Below are 16,399 nucleotides of genomic sequence, written 5' to 3' on the forward strand. Positions count from 1 at the left end.
CGTGACGAATCTCAGTGCTGTCACCGTCGAGCCTCCGCGCGGCCGGGCCGGCTGGCGGTCCATGCTGCCGCGCCGGTCGCCCAAGCTCGGCGTCGGCCTGGTCCTGATCGCGCTGATCACGCTGCTCGGCGTGGTCGGCCCGCTGCTGGTCGGCGACCCGAACGCGATCCGCGACATCAGCCTGACCCCGCCGGGCGGCGAGTTCTGGCTGGGCACCACGTGGACCGGCCAGGACGTCGTGGCGCAGCTCGCGCACGCGACCAGGGGATCGCTCTACATCGGCCTGATGGTCGGCGTGATGGCGACGTTCCTGTCGGCGCTGTTCGGCATCGTCGGCAGCTACATCGGCGGGTACGTCGACGAGGGCTTCAACCTGTTCTCGAACGTGATGCTGGTGATCCCCGGCCTGCCGCTGGTGATCGTCATCTCCGCGTTCGTGCCCGCCGACCAGCGCGGCACGTGGACGATCGCGGTGGTGCTGGCGATCACCGGCTGGGCCGCGTCGGCCCGCGTGCTGCGGGCGCAGACGTTGTCGCTGCGCAACCGGGACTACGTGGCCGCCGCGAAGGTCTCCGGCGAGAAGCCGTGGCGGGTCATCACCGTCGAGATCCTGCCGAACCTGCTGCCGCTGCTGGCCTCGCAGTTCGTGTTCTCGGTGATCTACGCGATCCTGAGCGAGGCGGGCCTGTCGTTCCTCGGCCTCGGCGCGTCCAACTCGTCCACGCTGGGCACGATGCTCTACTACGCGCAGAACAGCTTCGCGCTGCAACGCGGGGCGTGGTGGTGGTTCGTGCCACCCGGCCTGATCATCGCCCTGTTCGGCTGCGGCATGGCGTTGGTCAACTTCAGCATCGACGAGATCATCAACCCGAAGCTGCGCGACATCCCCCGGCGCGCCAAGACCGAGGCCGCGCGCACGCCCGAGCCCGCGGACCGCACGGACGACGACGTGGTGCTGACCGTGGACGGCCTGTCCGTCGTCTACCAGGTGGAGAACCCGGTGCACGCGGTCAAGGACGTGTCGATCACGTTGCGGCGCGGCGAGATCCTCGGCCTGGCCGGCGAGTCCGGCTGCGGCAAGACGACCCTGGCCTACGCGATCAACCGGCTGCACCGCCCGCCCGCCGAGGTGACCACCGGCTCGGTCACCTTTCACGACCGCGAGGGCGGTGACGTCGACGTGCTCGCGCTGACGCCCGGTGAGCTGCGGGCGTTCCGCTGGTCGAAGCTGTCGATGGTGTTCCAGGGCGCGATGAACGCGCTGAACCCGGTCATCACCGTCCGGGCGCAGCTCGACGACGTGCTCACCACGCACCGGCCGGAGATGACCAAGGCGCAGCGCAGGGCCAAGTGCGAGGAGGTGCTCAAGCTGGTCGGCGTGGACGTGCGCCGGCTCAGCTCCTTCCCGCACGAGCTGTCCGGCGGCATGCGGCAGCGCGTGATGATCGCCATGGCGCTGCTGCTCGACCCGCAGGTCATGATCATGGACGAGCCGACGACCGCGCTGGACGTGGTCGTGCAGCGCGGCATCCTGCGCGAGATCCTCCGGCTGCGCGACGAGATCGGCTTCGCGGTGCTGTTCATCACCCACGACCTGCCGCTGCTGCTCGAACTCGCCGACCGCATCGCCGTGATGAAGGAGGGCGAGGTCGTCGAGTACCGGCCCGCGCAGGACATGTTCGAGCGGCCCGAGCACCCCTACACCCGCCAACTGCTCGACTCGTTCCCCAGCCTGACCGGCGAACGCGGCTCGTTCGTCCGCTCCGGCGAGCAGATGACGCCGGTCGACCGGTCCGGCGAGCCCACCCCGTCCGGAGGCGTCCGATGACCACGTTGGCGGCGAACGAGCTGGTCAAGGACTTCCACGTGCGGGTCGGCCTGCGCCGGGTGCGGCTGCGCGCGGTGGACAACGTGTCGTTCACCCTCACGCCCGGCCGCACGGTCGCGCTGGTCGGCGAGTCCGGTTCGGGCAAGTCGACCATCGCCCGGATGATCGCCCGGCTGGAGAAGCCCAGCGCCGGTTCCATCACGGTGACCGGGCCGGACGGCGACCGGGTGCCCGAGCGGGCGTACCGGGACAACGTGCAGATGGTGTTCCAGGACCCGTTCGCCTCGCTGAACCCGTTCCACACCATCGAGCACCACCTGGCGCGGCCGTTGAAGCTGCACGGCAAGCCGCACGGCTGGCACGACGTGGTGCGGCTGCTGGAACGCGTGTCGCTGCCCGGCCGCGAGATCGCCGGCCGCCGGCCGCACGAGCTGTCGGGCGGTCAGCGGCAGCGGGTGGCCATCGCGCGGGCGCTGGCGCCGGGGGCGAAGGTCGTGGTGGCCGACGAACCGGTGTCGATGCTGGACGTCTCGATCCGGCTCGGCGTGCTGAACCTGATGTCGCGGTTGCAGCGCGAGGAGGACCTGGCCGTCCTCTACATCACCCACGACCTGGCCACCGCACGGCACTTCTCCGACGACATCCTCGTGCTCTACAAGGGGCGCGTGGTCGAGCGGGGACCGGCCGACGAGGTGATCCTCAACCCGCAGCACCCGTACACCAAGATCCTGGCCTCGGCCGCGCCGAACCCGGAGGCGCGCGGCCGGGCCGTCGAGATCGACCCAGCCGACGTGGAACGAGCGGGCGCCGCCGCCGCGTACGACCACAACACCGGGGCGTGGGAGGAAGTCGCCACATGACGGTCACCTGGTCCACCGGCGGGATCCGGTTGGTGCTCGGCCACGCCGAGGACCGGCCGGTCAGCCTGGTCTCGACGCGGCCGGGCGGACCGCCGGACGGCGTCGGCGTGCCGCTGGTCGAGGTGCAGGCCCTCGGCCACGGCCGGTTCCCCGGCAGCCACCGCTACGCCGACACCACGATCGGCGCCCGCCTGCGGTACCGCTCGCACGTCGCCTCGGTCGACGAGCTCCGGGTCGTGCAGCACGACCCGGGGAGCGGGCTGGTGGTGACGTCGGTCTTCCAGGGGGTGGCCGGCGTGCCCGCGGTCCGGACGTGGACCGAGGTCGACGTCGAGGGCGACGGCGAGGTCCGCCTGCAAGCCGTGACCTCCCTGTCGACCGGGGCGTTCCTGGTGGACGCCGGCCGTTCGGTGGACGAGGTCGACCTCGTGCACGGCGACTCGGACTGGGTCGCCGAGTCGCGCTGGCACCGCACGCCGCTGCGCGAGGCCGGTCTGGTGTCCATGGACCCGACCGTGCACCACCACGCGTCGCGCAGCAGGTTCGCGTTGACGTCGCGCAGTTCGTGGTCCACCGGCGAGCACCTGCCCACCGGTGTGCTGGTGGCGCGGGACGACAGCTGGGCGATGGCGTGGCAGGTCGAGCACAACGGCGCGTGGCACTGGGAGGTCGGCGAGACCGTCGCCGGCGCGTACCTGGCGGTCCTGGGGCCGACCGACGCCGAGCACCAGTGGTCGCGGGTCGTGTCGGCCGGGCACGGCTTCACCACCGTGCCGGTGTCGGTCGCGGTGGCGGCGGGCGGCGTGGACGAGGCGTTCGGCGCGCTGACGCGGCAGCGCCGGGCCACGGTGCGCGACCGCCGTGCGCCCGAGCTGCCGGTGATCTTCAACGACTACATGAACACCCTCATGGGCGACCCGACCACGGAGAAGTTGCTGCCGCTGGTCGACGCCGCCGCCGACGTCGGCGCGGACTACTTCTGCGTCGACGCGGGGTGGTACGACGAGGACGGCAAGTGGTGGGACAGCGTCGGTGAGTGGCGCCCGTCGCGGACCCGCTTCCCCGGCGGGTTCGGCGAGGTCGCCGACCGCGTCCGGGAGCGCGGGATGGTGCCCGGGATCTGGCTGGAGCCGGAGGTCGTCGGCGTGCGGTCGGCGTTGGCGAGGTCGTTGCCCAACGAGGCGTTCTTCCAGCGCCAGGGCGCGCGGGTGGGCGAGCACGGCCGGTTCCACCTGGACTTCCGGCACCCCGCGGCGGTCCGCCACGTGGACGAGGTCGTCGACCGGCTCGTCGGCGAGTTCGGCATCGGCTACCTAAAGCTGGACTACAACATCATGCCGGGCGCCGGGACCGACGTCGGCGGCGTCGCGCCGGGCGACGGGCTGCTCGGGCACAACCGGGCGCACCTGGCGTGGCTGGACGCGCTGCTGGCGCGCCATCCCGGGCTGCTGCTGGAGAACTGCGCGTCCGGCGCCATGCGGATGGACTACGCGATGATGTCGCGGCTGCACGTCCAGTCCACCTCGGACCAGCAGAACCCGTTGCTGTACCCGCCGATCGCGGCCGCCGCGCCCGCGTCCGTGCTGCCGGAGCAGGCGGGCAACTGGGCTTACGCGCAGCCGGGGATGACCCCGTCGGAAGCCGCGTTCACGCTGGCGACCGGCATCCTGGGCCGGCTCTACCTGGCGGGCCGGGTCGACCTGATGGACGCGTCGCAACGGGCGCTGGTCCGCGAGGCCGTGACCGTCCACAAAGGACTGCGGCCGGAGATCGCCACGTCGGTGCCGTTCTGGCCGTTGGGCCTGACCGGCCGCAGCGGTGCCTGGGTGGCGCAGGGACTGCGCGCGGCGGAGAACGGCTACCTGACGGTGTGGCGCCTGCCCGACGCCGCACCGGCCGTCGACCTGCCGGTGCCGCACCTGCGCGGGCGGGACGTGGCGGTGTCCCCGGTGTTCCCGGTGACGTCGCCGGAGTGGGCCTTCGAGTGGGACGTGGCACGAGGGGTGCTGCGGGCCGCCCACACCGGCGCCACCCCGGCCGCGGTCGTGGTGCGCTTGACGGCCTGATCGTCACACCGGAGCTAGGGCAGCCTCGGCTCGACCAGTTCGGCGACGCGCATCGCCGCCGGGCACGGGTCCTCGTCGGGGCTGCCCGAGTTCAGCACGACGTCGACCCGGGACGACTCGGTGACGCCGATGAAGATCCCGCAGCTGCCCGTGGCGCCGATGGCCTGCTTCGCCTGGTGGCGGCCGATCACGAGGTCCTGCACCACGTTGCCGTTCGACTGCACCTGGTCCAGGCCGGCCGTGGTCCGGATACCGACGCCGAGCCGTGCCTTCTGGGGCGCGAAGTTGCACACCCGCGCCGAGCCGAGCTGCTCCACCACCGGGTCGGCGGTCTGCGCGCCGGTGACCTGCTCGGCCTCGCCCTTGGTGAGCAGGCCGCACGGGTCGGCGCCGTCCAGCGGGCCACCCCTGCTGGGGCCGACCTGCGGCGCGGTGGTGCTCTGGGAGGTGGGGGTGCTCTGGGACGCGGTGGTCTGGCCGAGCTGACCGTCGGCCGGGCCGCCGCAGGCGGCGAGGGCCGCGACCACGACAGCGACACCGGCCAGGATGAGTCGAGGGTTCACGGGTTCTTCCTGGTCGGTCAGCTGACGCTTCGTGCGTCGACGGTAACCAATCGCACCGGACCGCCGCTAGACCGCCGTGCCACGCTCCAGCGCCGGCCGGGCGCCTGCGCGCCGGCCGTCCCGGCACCGACCGGGAGGCGGTGGCCGGCCGTCCCGCGACCGACCGGGAGCGTGGTGCCGCGGGCTCATCCCGGGTCCGGGCCCCGGCTGCGCAGCCAGTCGTCCAACCGGTCGCGGAACGCCCCGAGCTCGCCGGGTGCGGAGCGGGGTGCTCGGACGACCGGGACGTCCGGCTCGGCCGTGGGCCAGAACTGGAGCAGGAAGCTCTCCACCCGGTGCACGGGGGCGTGCGGGTTGGCGCGGAAGACGGCTTCGGCGGTCTCGGCGCCCCAGCGGAACGCGCGGGCGTGGTACGTGCCGGCGGGACCCAGTTCGAGGACCGCGGTCTCGGGCGCGGTGGCCGACACCGCTCGCCCGTGCACCGCGGCCTCGGTGAACCGCACGGTCCGCTCGCCGCGCCGCGCGCCGTCAGGTCCCCCGGTGACCGGCGGCACGTCCCACACCTCGACCTGGAGGAGGGCGTGCCGGGTGACGTCGGAGGCGACCCTCAGCGCGATGACGTCGTCCATCGCGCCGAGGAATCCCCCGTCATCGTCGAAAAGGAATCGCGGGGGCTCGCGCAACCCCCGCGATTCGACGTAGAAGTGTCCGTACTCGATGCCGACCACTCCACCCGTCGACCGGATCGGCTGGGCCACCATGGGGGCGACGGTATCAGCTGTCAGGTCAGCCGGCCCGCACCCAGAATTCGTCCAGGATGCCGTCGACCGGGCCGTTCTGGTCGTACAGGATGCGGTCCCACCGGTAATAAGCGGTCAGCGCACCGCCCGCGGAGCCGTTCTGGCTGCCGTTGACGTACTTGACCGAGAAGTTCCCGTCGCCGAGCCCGGCGCCCTGCCGGGTGGTGGCGAAGGGGAATTCATCACATTGCTGGCCGTCCTGCTTGGGCGGCAGCGTCGCGCACGCGGCGTCCTTCGCCACCCCGTTCGCGGTCCAGATGGCACCGCCGTACGGCACCCGGTTCAACCCCGGCGACCCGGGAATGCCGCCGTAATACCCGGGCACCACCTTCCCGGCTTTCGCCGGGTGCGTCGACCCGGGCTGCTCGTGGGCGGTCTTGATGTGCGTGACGACCTCGTCGTAACCCCGGCCGTACTGGTAGCCGAGGAACGGGATCACGTCGGTGAAGACGCACGCCTTCGGCTCGTTCGGGAAGTACGACGCCGAATCGCAGCGGATCCCCGGCCGGGTGACCGAGGTCAGGTTGACGACCCGCCCGAAGTCGTCGCGCGCGGTGCCGGTGACCGTGAAGATGTTGCGCAGGACCTTCTCCGGCTGCTGGGTGGCGACGTTCTCGTCGGAGGTGATGTTCCAGTTCACCCACTCGCCGTCGTCCCAGTCGCCGACGTCCATGGTCACCCACTCGCGGTCCACGGAGCATCCCGCCGTCAGGACAACGCACTCCAGCTTCAGGCCCAGCGTGGACCAGCCGGAGAAGCTGCCGTCGGCCTCGTAGTCGTCACCGTGGAAGAAGTAGTGGACCTGCCGGGTGAAGGGGTTGGCGACCGCCGCCGCCCGGTACTCGAGGGTGAAGCTGCCCTCCTCTTTGCCGTTGTACAGGTACACGCCGTGCACGGTGTTCTGCTGGCACCAGAAGTGCCGGAACATGACCCGGCCGCCCGGTGCGCCCGCCAGATCGCTGTCCAGGCACTGGGCGAGCAGGTCGGCGGGAGGTTCGGCCTCCGCCGCGGCGGTCGCGAGGCTCTTCTTCGTCTCCTCCGCGGTCGCCAGGTCATCGGTGGTGGTGACGGCGAAGGAGTGGTCGCGGATCGCGATCCGGCGCGATTCCTCCGCGGTGCCGGTGCGCGCCTCGGGCTGGACGGTGCGCAACGTCCCGTCGGCGTTCAAAGTGGTCGACACGATTCCGCCGGCGTGGTCCTCGGACTCGCCCGCGTGTGCCGGTGACAGTGGTGCGATCAAGGAGAAGACCAGTGCCGCGGGTAACACCGCGGCGGTCATCGCCCGTCGTCGAAACGATCTCATGTATCCCCCTGAATTGCGGTGCACGAAGATGCTCTTCAGTGGCCGCGGTGCAACGGCGGCCATTGCCCGCGCGGCAGTGCCGAGCGCGAGCGGAAGTGGTTCAGCCCGTCGGCCGGTGCCGTGCGATTCCCCATGGTGATGCTGCGCGATCCCCGCGTGATGTCGTCGATGCCGACATCGCGATCCAGCTCATTCACCTTGACCGGCCGGGCGGGAATGTGTGACCGCCATTCGGGTGAAATGAAATCCGTGCACGAAAGCGGCGGCCGCGAGTACCAGAAGGCACTCGCGGCCGCCGCTTTTTGTCCGACTGATCACACCGCCGTCGCGCGCACCAGCACCAAGCGTTCCGGGTAGAGGACCGGGGCTTGCACGCCGGCGGCGTCCAGCACCCGGCCGGGCAGCGTGATGCCCTCCGGCGACCACCACGGCAGCTGCACGCCCCAGTTGTGCGCGTTGCCGTCCGGCAGGTCGCCGGGCGCGCAAGGACGCACGCGGTACGAACGGTCGGGGGAGAGGCCGGGCAGGCGGACCGCACCGGGCGGGTACGACGCCGACGTGGCCAGCGCGACGATGGCGAACACGGCGTCCGAACCGTCCTGCGCCACCACGCCGTGCACCTCGATCGCCGGATCCGGGTGGTCGCCGTGCACCGACACACCGGTGTGCAGCAGGGGCCGCAACTCCTTGTACAGCGCCACCCACGACGTCAGCCGCGCCAACTCCTCCGCCGACGCCGCCGTGAGGTCCCACTCGATGCCGAAGTGCCCGAACAGCGCCGTGCCGGCCCGGAAGTCGATCGGGTGCTGCCGGTGCGTGGTGTGCGACGCACCGGCGCCCACGTGCGTGCCCATCAGCTCCAACGGGATCAGCGCGTTGGTCCACCGCTGCATCGACTGCCGCTCCAGCGCGTCGATGCAGTCCGACACCCACACCCGGTCGGTGCGCTCCAGGATCTCCAGGTCCACCCGCGCGCCACCGGACGAGCACGACTCGATCTCCACGCCGGGGTGGCGCCGCCGCAGTTCGTCCAGCAGCCGGTAGACCGCCAGCGTCTGCCCGTGCACGCCCGCGCGCCCGGTCGGCCGGTGCCCCGCGTCGACCAGGTCCCGGTTGTGGTCCCACTTCAGGTACGACACCGGGTACTTGGTCAGCAGGTCGTCCAGCCGCTCCAGGATGTGCGCGAACGCCTCGGGTCGGGCCAGGTCCAGCACCTGCTGGTGCCGCGCCGGGCCGGGCAGCCGGTCGCCCGCGGCCATCACCCAGTCGGGATGCGCCCGGGCCAGGTCCGAGTCGGGGTTGACCATCTCCGGCTCGACCCAGATGCCGAACTGCATCCCGAGCCCGGTCACGTGGTCGGTCAGCGGACCCAGCCCGTCGGGCCACACCTCGTCCGACACGTACCAGTCGCCCAGGCCCTGCCGGTCGTCGCGCCGCGAGCCGAACCAGCCGTCGTCCAGCACGAACCGCTCGGCGCCGACCGAGGCGGCGGCGTCCGCCAGCGCCTTGAGCCGGTCCAGGTCGTGGTCGAAGTACACCGCCTCCCAGGTGTTCGCCACGACCGGGCGCGGCGACGTCGGGTGCGACGGGCGAGACCGCAGGTGCCGGTGGAACCGCGCGGACACCTCGTCCAACCCGTGCCCGTAGGACGCGTACTGCCACGGCGACGAGTAGGACTCGCCGGGCGCCAGGACGACCTCGCCGGACAGCAGCAGCTCACCGGACCCGAGCAGGGACACCGAGTGGTACGTGCGCTCGGCGAACGTGCGGTGGTTGCCCGACCAGGCCGTGTGCACGGCCCAGATCTCGCCCGAGCGGTTGCCGAACCCGGCGGTGCCCGCGGCGAACAGGTACGCGGAGTCGTAGCCGGTCCGACCGGTCCGGTTCTCCCGCACGCGCAGGCCGTGCGTCCACTGGGTGCGTTGCGGGCTGCGCTCCCGGGTCCACCGACCGGTGAAGTCCAGGATCTCGACCGCCTGCGCCGGTACCGGCAGGGTCAGGTTGACCGCGTCCACGGTGAAGTCCGAGGAGCCGGTGTTGGACAGCACGGCGCGCTGCCGCACCAGCCCGGACGGGGTCAGCTCGACGACCAGTTCCAGCCCGAGCCCGGCGACCTCGTCCACCGCGCGCACGACCGACCCGTCCACCGACACGACCCGGAACGCGGTCGAGAAGTCCCGCCCGCCCCGGTTGCCGACGACCCCCGGTGTGCCCAACCAGCCCGCCGACTGCTCGGGGAGCACCGCCACGTCCACCGCGCCGTCCACCGAGTAGCCGATGGGTTGCGGCGCCTGTGCCAGCAGCACGGCGTCCAGTTCGGACTCGGAGAGCCCGCCCAGGTCGGCGCCCCAATGGCGGACCCGGGGCAGCGTGCCCCCGGAGAAGTCGAGCACCAGGCTCACACCTGCGGCCCGCAGGTGCGTCACGTCTGCCACTTGTGGTCTTCCTCTCTGGTGGTGAACCTCGTTGACTTACTTTAGTTGCTGGCGTAAGAATCGCCATACCTTGGATGTCACGCGGCAGAAACCCACCGCTCCGCCGGAAAGAGGAACGATGATCCGCACGACCTTGCACGACGGGTGGCGCCTGAGCGCGGTGGGTGGGCCGATCCCGGCGGTCGTCGCCGACCGCTTGGTGCCCGCCGCCGTACCCGGCAGCACGCACCTCGACCTCCTCGCCGCGGGTCTGATCCCGGAGCCGTACCTGGACACCAACGAAGCCGAGCTGGCCTGGATGCACCGCGCCGACTGGCAATACGCGCTGACCTTCGAGGCCGAGGCCGCCCAGTCGGGCGAGAAGGTCGAGCTGGCCTTCGACGGCCTCGACACCGTCGCCACGATCGAGCTCAACGGCCACGTGCTCGGTCGCACGGCCAACATGTTCCGCTCGTACCGCTTCGACGTGCGCGAGCACCTCGTGGACGGCCCGAACGAGCTCGTGGTCACGTTCCGCTCCGCCCTCGCCCACGCCGAGGAGCAGGAGGCGGCGCTGGGTTGGCGCGACCGCGCGTACCCGCACCCGATGAACGCCGTGCGCAAGATGGCCTGCTCGTTCGGCTGGGACTGGGGCCCCGACCTGCAGACCGCGGGCATCTGGAAGCCCGTGCGGCTGGAGCGCTGGACCGAGGCGCGGCTCGCGCGGGTCCGCCCCCTGGTCACGGTGGACGAGGACGGCACCGGCCGGGTCGAGGTGCACGTCGAGGTCGACCGCGCGGGCGGCACCGACCTCACCGCGGTCGCGACCGTGGCCGGCGTCGAGCGGCACGTGCGGGTCGAGGGCGACGCCGCCGTGGTCACCGTCGAGGTGCCGGACGTCGACCTGTGGTGGCCCGTGGGCTACGGCGACCACCCCCTCTACGACCTGAGCGTCATTCTGCGGTCCGGCGGCGCGGACGTCGACCGCGTCGACCGCCGCATCGGTTTCCGCACGATCATCGTCGACACCACGCCGGACGAGATCGGCACCCCGTTCACGTTCGTGGTGAACGGCAAGCCGGTGTTCGCCAAGGGCGCCAACTGGATCCCGGACGACCACTTCCTCACCCGCGTCACGCGCGACCGCCTGGTCCGCCGGGTCGAGCAGGCCATCGACGCGAACATGAACATGCTCCGGATCTGGGGCGGCGGGATCTACGAGACCGAGGACTTCTACGACGTCTGCGACGAGCGCGGCGTGCTGGTCTGGCAGGACTTCCTGTTCGCCTGCGCCGCCTACGCCGAGGAGTCGCCGCTGTGGGAGGAGGTCGAGGCCGAGGCGCGGGAGAACGTCGCCCGGCTGACCTCGCACGCGTCCCTGGCGCTGTGGAACGGCAACAACGAGAACCTGTGGGGCTTCGCCGACTGGGGTTGGCGCGAGCAGTTGCAGGGCCGCTCCTGGGGCCTGGGCTACTACACCGAACTGCTGCCGAAGATCGTCGCCGAGCTCGACCCGACCAGGCACTACTCGCCGGGCAGCCCGTACAGCCCCGGCGACCTGCACCCCAACGAGGACACCCACGGCACCCGCCACGAGTGGGAGGTCTGGAACCGGGTCGACTACACCCACTACCGCGACCACGCGCCGCGGTTCTGCTCGGAGTTCGGCTTCCAGGGGCCGCCGACCTGGGCGACGCTCACCAAGTGGGTGCACGACCAGCCGATGACGCCGACCTCGCCCGCGTTCCTGCTGCACCAGAAGGCCGAGGACGGCAACGGCAAGCTCGACCGCGGCCTCGCGCCGCACCTGCCCGCGCCGGCGGCGTTCGAGGACTGGCACTGGGCGACCCAGCTCAACCAGGCCCGCGCGGTGGCGTTCGGCGTCGAGCACTTCCGCTCGCACTGGCCCCGCACGGCGGGCGCGCTGGTGTGGCAGCTCAACGACTGCTGGCCGGTCACGTCGTGGGCCGCGATCGACGGCGACGAGCGGCCCAAGCCGCTGTACTACGCGCTCAAGCACGCCTTCGCGCCGCGCCTGCTCACCGTCCAGCCGCGCGACGGCGTGGACGCGCTGATCGCGGTCAACGACACCGACGAGGTCTGGACCGGCGACGTCGCGCTGGAACGCCGGACGTTCACGGGCGAGGTGCTCGCGGCGGCTAAACTCCCGCTCGACGTGCCGGCCCGGTCGGTGGCGCGGCTCGACCTGGCGGCCGAACTCCGCACGCCGGGCGACCCGAAGGGGGAGGTGCTGGTGGTGAGCACGGCGGACGCGCGCACCGCGCACCTGTTCCGGGAGGACCTGGAGCTGTCCTACGACCCCGCGCCGCTGACCGCCGAGGTGCACCGGGTGCCCGAGGGCTACCGGGTGGACGTCACCGCGTCCTCCTTCGCCCGCGACGTCGCCGTGCTGGCCGACCGGGTCGCCGAGGACGCGGTCGTGGACGACGCCCTGGTGACCCTCGTCGCGGGCGGCGCGCACTCGTTCCTGGTCCGGACCGCGACCGAGCTCGCCGACCCGTCGGTGCTCGCCGGTCCGCTGGTGCTGCGATCGGCCAACGGCCTCAGCGCGGTGCGCACGTGACCACCGGCTGGACCGGCTCCGTCGGCCTCGTCCTGGCCCGCCCCGCGCGGCTGCTGGGCGCGGAGCCGTTCTTCATGGAGTTCATCGCGGGCATCGAGGAACGGCTGGCCGAGGACGACCGGTCGGTGCTGCTGCACATCGTCGGCAACCAGGACGCCGAGATCGCCGCCTACCGCCGGTGGGCGGCGGGTGGTGTGGTCGACGCGGTCGTGGTGGTGAACCGCACCGTGGACGACCACCGCCCGGCGGTGCTGCGGGAGATGGGGCTGCCCGCGCTGTACGTCGGCGAGCCCGACGAGCTGGCCGTGCCCGCGGTGCGCACCGACGACGCCGGCCCCGTCCGCGAGGCCCTGGCGTACCTGCTCGAACTCGGGCACCGGCGCATCGCCCGGGTCAGCGGCCCGGACACCCTGCTGCACACCAGGGCGCGCACCGCCGCCCTGCTCGAAGGCTGCGCCGAGGCGGGCGTCGAGCCCGTGGTGGTGGAGGGCGACTACTCCGAGGAGTCCGGGGCGAAGCTCACCACCGCGCTGCTCGACGCGGTCGAGCCGCCCACCGCGATCCTCTACGACAACGACGTGATGGCCGTCGCGGGCCTCAGCGTCGCCAAGGAGCTCGGCGTCGCCGTGCCGGACCGGCTGAGCCTGGTCGCGTGGGACGACTCGTCCCTGTGCCGGCTCGCCTCGCCCGCGCTGACCACGATGAGCGTCGACGTGCACCAGTTCGGCGTGACCGTCGCCGAGTCCGTGCTGGAGCTCATCGCGGGCGTCGAGGTCGTCGAGCGCTGGTCGCCCAAACCCACGCTCATCCCGCGGGAAAGCACCCGGTAAAGGATCCACATGACCCACCACGCCGCCGAGTCGCGGTACGACGCCATGCCCTACCGCCGGTCCGGCCGCAGCGGGCTCAAGCTGCCCGCCGTGTCGCTCGGCCTGTGGCACAACTTCGGCCACGACCGGCACCTGGACGGTCAGCGGGCGATCCTGCGCCGCGCGTTCGACCTGGGCGTGACGCACTTCGACCTGGCCAACAACTACGGTCCGCCGCCCGGCTCGGCCGAGGAGAACTTCGGCCGGCTGTTCGCGCAGGACTTCCGGTCCTACCGGGACGAGATCCTGGTGTCCACCAAGGCCGGCTACCACATGTGGAACGGCCCGTACGGCGAGTGGGGCTCCCGCAAGCACCTGGTCGGCTCGCTGGACCGGTCGCTGGCCCGGCTCGGCTTGGACCACGTCGACGTCTTCTACCACCACCGGCCCGACCCGGACACGCCCATCGAGGAGACGATGGGCGCGCTGGACCACGTCGTCCGCTCGGGCAAGGCGCTCTACGTGGGCATCTCGAACTACTCGGCCGAGCAGACCGCGCAAGCGGCCCGGGTGCTGCGCGAGCTGGGCACGCCGCTGCTGATCCACCAACCGTCGTACTCGATGCTCAACCGGTGGGTCGAGGACGGCCTGCTCGACGTGCTGGCCGAGGTCGGCGCGGGCAGCATCGCGTTCTCGCCGCTGGCGCAGGGCCTGCTGACCGACCGCTACCTGGACGGCGTGCCGGCGGGCTCGCGGGCGGCGAGCGCCTCGCCGTTCCTGTCCGCGGCCAACCTGGACGAGGCGACGCTGGCGAAGGTGCGGGCGTTGAACGACGTCGCCAAGCGGCGCGGGCAGACGTTGGCGCAGTTGGCGATCGCGTGGGTGCTGCGCAACGTCACGTCCGCGCTGATCGGCGCCTCCAGCGTGCGGCAGTTGGAGGACAACGTCGCCGCGACGGCGAACCTGGCGTTCGAGGCCGACGAGCTGGCCGAGATCGAACGCCACCTGTGACGGCGCCCGCCACCCGGTCGATGGTGGCGGGTGTCAACGCCTCTTGACGAAACTTTGCTCACCCGCTTAACTAAGTCCATGGGCCAAGCACTCGACCCGGTCGTGGTCGCCATCGACATCGGCGGCACCAAGCTCGCCGCGGCGTTGGTCGAGTCCGACGGCACCGTCCTGGGCCGCCGCACCACGCCGACGCCCGCCGGTGACGCGGACACCGTCTGGCGCGGCCTCGAGGGCGTGCTCGACGAGCTGCTCGGCCTCGCCGCCGACCGCGCCGTGCTGGGTGCGGGCATCGCCTCGGCCGCCCCGATGGACCTGCGCACCGGCACGATCAGCCCGGTCAACATCCCCGGCTGGCGCGACTTCCCGATCACCACCCGGGTCGGCGACCTGCTGCCCGGCCTGCCGGTCCGGCTCGGCGGCGACGCGCTGTGCATGGCGCTGGCCGAGTACCACCACGGCAACGGCCGGGGCAGCGAGTGCCTGCTCGGCATGGTGGTGTCCACCGGCATCGGCGGGGGGTTCGTCTTCGGCGGCCGGCCGCACTTCGGCGCCACCGGCAACGCGGGCCACGTCGGCCACTTCGTGGTCGACCCCGCCGGCCCGCCGTGCGGGTGCGGCGCGAACGGTTGCTCCGAGGCCGTCGCCAGCGGCCCCTCGATGGTGCGCTGGGCGCTGGACCAGGGCTGGCAACCCCTGGGCGGCACGGCGGACGGCGTCGCGCTGGCCGCCGCCGCACGGGCGGGCGACCCGACCGCGCGGGCGGCGTTCGGGCGTTCCGGCGCGGCCGTCGCCCACGTCATCACGGTCGCCTCCGCGTTGTGCGAGATCGACCGCGTGGTCATCGGCGGTGGTGTGGCGCAGGCCTGGGACCTGCTCGAACCCGCTGTCACCGGGCCGCTCGCGGACTACGCGGGACTGGACTTCATGCGCCGGGTCGAGGTGTGCCCGGCGACGTTGGGCGTCGACTCGGGCCTGATCGGCGCCGCGGCGCTGCTCGCGGGCGACCGCGTCGCGTCCGTGCCCGTGGGGATCTGAGGGATCGCCGTGCGCAAGTTGGAGACCATCGTCCGGGAGTACCACTGGGGTTCGCGGACCGCGCTCGCCGAGATGCGCGGCGAGCCGTCGCCCAGTGCCGGGCCGCAGGCCGAGCTGTGGGTCGGCGCGCACCCCGACGACCCGTCCCGGCTGGCCGACTGCGACGTGCCGCTGGACGCCTACCTGGCCGCGAACCCCGCCGGGCTGCTCGGACCGGACAGCCTGGCCGCGTTCGGGCCGCGCCTGCCGTTCCTGCTCAAGGTGCTGGCCGTCGACGCGCCGCTGTCGTTGCAGGTGCACCCGAACCGCGAGCAGGCCGTGGTCGGGTTCGCCGAGCACGGCTACCGCGACGACCGGGCCAAGCCGGAGATCCTGGTCGCGCTGACCGAGTTCGAGACGCTGTCCGGCTTCCGCCGGCCCGCGGCGACGGTGGCGTTGCTCGACGAGCTGGACCTGCCGTCGTTGGCGCCGCTGCGGGCCGAGCTCTCGGTCTGCGACACGTGGAGCGCGCTGCGCTGGGCCTTGCACACGGCCGACGCGGCCCTGGTCGCCGAGGTGGCCGCGGCGGCGGCCCGCGTGCCCGCGCTGGCGCACGTCGCGGAACTGGCCGAGGTCTACCCGAGCGACCCGGGCGTGGTGGCGGCGTTGCTGCTCAACGCGGTGAGGCTGCGGCCGGGCCAGGCCGTCCACGTCGGCGCCGGCGTGCTGCACGCGCACCTGCGCGGCACGGGCGTCGAGCTGATGGTGAACTCCGACAACGTGCTCCGCGCGGGCCTGACCACCAAACCGGTGGACGTGCACGCCGTGCTGACGCTGGTCGACCACAAGACCGGGCCCGCCGCCGTGCTCGACGGCGAGGGTGACGGTCCGCTGAGGACCTACCGCACGCCCGACCCGGAGTTCCGCCTGCACGCCGTGCGGCCGGGTGCCGTGCTGCCGGGCGGGGGACCGCAACTCCTCCTGTGCACCAAGGGTCACGTCGTCGTGGGCCGCGGTGGTGAAGAGGTCAGGCTGGGTGGTGGCGAGTCGATGTTCCTGTCGCACGGCCCCGACGCGGCCGAGGTCGCCGGTGATGGCGAGGCCTTCTGGGCCACCACGAACCTCACGGTCTGAGGCGGCGCGCGCC

13 protein-coding genes are annotated in these 16,399 nt (G+C 72.3%); 8 read left to right on the forward strand and 5 right to left on the reverse strand.

The features are described 5' to 3' along the window. Nucleotide 1: 1 nt before the first annotated feature. From ACYVLT_RS18820 to ACYVLT_RS18830, 3 genes are read left to right on the forward strand one after another with little or no spacing between them, the layout of a single operon-like run. Nucleotides 2-1,828 (forward strand): dipeptide/oligopeptide/nickel ABC transporter permease/ATP-binding protein, encoded by a 1,827-nt coding sequence (locus tag ACYVLT_RS18820; RefSeq protein WP_461121489.1) that lies wholly within the window; start codon nucleotides 2-4, stop codon nucleotides 1,826-1,828. Then, entirely contained in the window at nucleotides 1,825-2,688 is an 864-nt protein-coding gene (locus ACYVLT_RS18825; RefSeq protein ID WP_461121490.1) for an ABC transporter ATP-binding protein, read from the forward strand. Before ACYVLT_RS18820 ends, ACYVLT_RS18825 begins: the two co-directional genes overlap by 4 nt. Continuing rightward, complete coding sequence (locus ACYVLT_RS18830; protein WP_461121491.1) at nucleotides 2,685-4,754, forward strand: glycoside hydrolase family 36 protein; 2,070 nt, start codon at nucleotides 2,685-2,687, stop codon at nucleotides 4,752-4,754. The genes ACYVLT_RS18825 and ACYVLT_RS18830 overlap by 4 nt, the downstream gene beginning before the upstream one ends. Nucleotides 4,755-4,768: 14 nt before the next feature. Here the strand turns inward: ACYVLT_RS18830 and ACYVLT_RS18835 are convergent, their stop codons facing one another. The 5 genes from ACYVLT_RS18835 to ACYVLT_RS18855 all read right to left on the reverse strand — a co-directional run bounded on the left by ACYVLT_RS18835 (nucleotide 4,769) and on the right by ACYVLT_RS18855 (nucleotide 9,855). Further along, complete coding sequence (locus ACYVLT_RS18835; protein ID WP_461121492.1) at nucleotides 4,769-5,317, reverse strand: DUF3558 domain-containing protein; 549 nt, start codon at nucleotides 5,315-5,317, stop codon at nucleotides 4,769-4,771. 185 nt (nucleotides 5,318-5,502) lie between these two features. After that, complete coding sequence (locus ACYVLT_RS18840; protein ID WP_461121493.1) at nucleotides 5,503-6,078, reverse strand: hypothetical protein; 576 nt, start codon at nucleotides 6,076-6,078, stop codon at nucleotides 5,503-5,505. A gap of 25 nt (nucleotides 6,079-6,103) precedes the next feature. Then, complete coding sequence (locus ACYVLT_RS18845) at nucleotides 6,104-7,396, reverse strand: NucA/NucB deoxyribonuclease domain-containing protein (RefSeq protein ID WP_461121494.1); 1,293 nt, start codon at nucleotides 7,394-7,396, stop codon at nucleotides 6,104-6,106. Nucleotides 7,397-7,455: 59 nt separating this feature from the next. Next, nucleotides 7,456-7,617: a hypothetical protein gene (locus ACYVLT_RS18850; RefSeq protein ID WP_461121495.1), complete on the reverse strand. Its 162-nt coding sequence runs from the start codon at nucleotides 7,615-7,617 to the stop codon at nucleotides 7,456-7,458. A gap of 117 nt (nucleotides 7,618-7,734) precedes the next feature. Further along, nucleotides 7,735-9,855, reverse strand: coding sequence for an alpha-galactosidase (locus tag ACYVLT_RS18855; RefSeq protein ID WP_461121496.1), 2,121 nt, complete (start codon nucleotides 9,853-9,855; stop codon nucleotides 7,735-7,737). A gap of 118 nt (nucleotides 9,856-9,973) precedes the next feature. Here ACYVLT_RS18855 and ACYVLT_RS18860 point away from each other — a divergent pair, with 118 nt between their 5' ends. From ACYVLT_RS18860 to manA, 5 genes are all read left to right on the forward strand, one after another. Then, entirely contained in the window at nucleotides 9,974-12,418 is a 2,445-nt protein-coding gene (locus tag ACYVLT_RS18860) for a glycoside hydrolase family 2 protein (RefSeq protein ID WP_461121497.1), read from the forward strand. Next, nucleotides 12,415-13,248, forward strand: a complete 834-nt coding sequence (locus tag ACYVLT_RS18865) for a LacI family DNA-binding transcriptional regulator (RefSeq protein ID WP_461121498.1) — start codon at nucleotides 12,415-12,417, stop codon at nucleotides 13,246-13,248. Before ACYVLT_RS18860 ends, ACYVLT_RS18865 begins: the two co-directional genes overlap by 4 nt. Before the next feature lie 9 nt (nucleotides 13,249-13,257). Next, nucleotides 13,258-14,238 carry an L-glyceraldehyde 3-phosphate reductase gene (mgrA, locus tag ACYVLT_RS18870; RefSeq protein ID WP_461121499.1) on the forward strand — a complete coding sequence of 327 codons (981 nt, stop codon included), beginning with the start codon at nucleotides 13,258-13,260 and terminating at the stop codon, nucleotides 14,236-14,238. A gap of 78 nt (nucleotides 14,239-14,316) precedes the next feature. Beyond that, nucleotides 14,317-15,273 carry an ROK family protein gene (locus ACYVLT_RS18875; RefSeq protein ID WP_461121500.1) on the forward strand — a complete coding sequence of 319 codons (957 nt, stop codon included), beginning with the start codon at nucleotides 14,317-14,319 and terminating at the stop codon, nucleotides 15,271-15,273. A 9-nt stretch (nucleotides 15,274-15,282) separates the two neighbouring features. Continuing rightward, the gene (gene manA / locus ACYVLT_RS18880) at nucleotides 15,283-16,386 is read left to right on the forward strand and encodes a mannose-6-phosphate isomerase, class I (protein ID WP_461121501.1); all 1,104 of its coding nucleotides are present in this window, start codon (nucleotides 15,283-15,285) and stop codon (nucleotides 16,384-16,386) included. The last annotated feature ends 13 nt before the right edge of the window (nucleotides 16,387-16,399 follow it).

Source organism: Saccharothrix stipae, assembly GCF_054781895.1.

Excerpts from the sequence above, each read along its gene's own strand:
- ACYVLT_RS18825 (WP_461121490.1), top strand. The coding sequence starts at position 1,825 with ATGACCACGTTGGCGGCGAACGAGCTGGTCAAGGACTTCCACGTGCGG.
- ACYVLT_RS18830 (WP_461121491.1), top strand. The coding sequence starts at position 2,685 with ATGACGGTCACCTGGTCCACCGGCGGGATCCGGTTGGTGCTCGGCCAC.
- ACYVLT_RS18840 (WP_461121493.1), bottom strand. The coding sequence starts at position 6,078 with ATGGTGGCCCAGCCGATCCGGTCGACGGGTGGAGTGGTCGGCATCGAG.
- ACYVLT_RS18845 (WP_461121494.1), bottom strand. The coding sequence starts at position 7,396 with ATGACCGCCGCGGTGTTACCCGCGGCACTGGTCTTCTCCTTGATCGCA.
- ACYVLT_RS18860 (WP_461121497.1), top strand. The coding sequence starts at position 9,974 with ATGATCCGCACGACCTTGCACGACGGGTGGCGCCTGAGCGCGGTGGGT.
- mgrA (WP_461121499.1), top strand. The coding sequence starts at position 13,258 with ATGACCCACCACGCCGCCGAGTCGCGGTACGACGCCATGCCCTACCGC.
- ACYVLT_RS18875 (WP_461121500.1), top strand. The coding sequence starts at position 14,317 with ATGGGCCAAGCACTCGACCCGGTCGTGGTCGCCATCGACATCGGCGGC.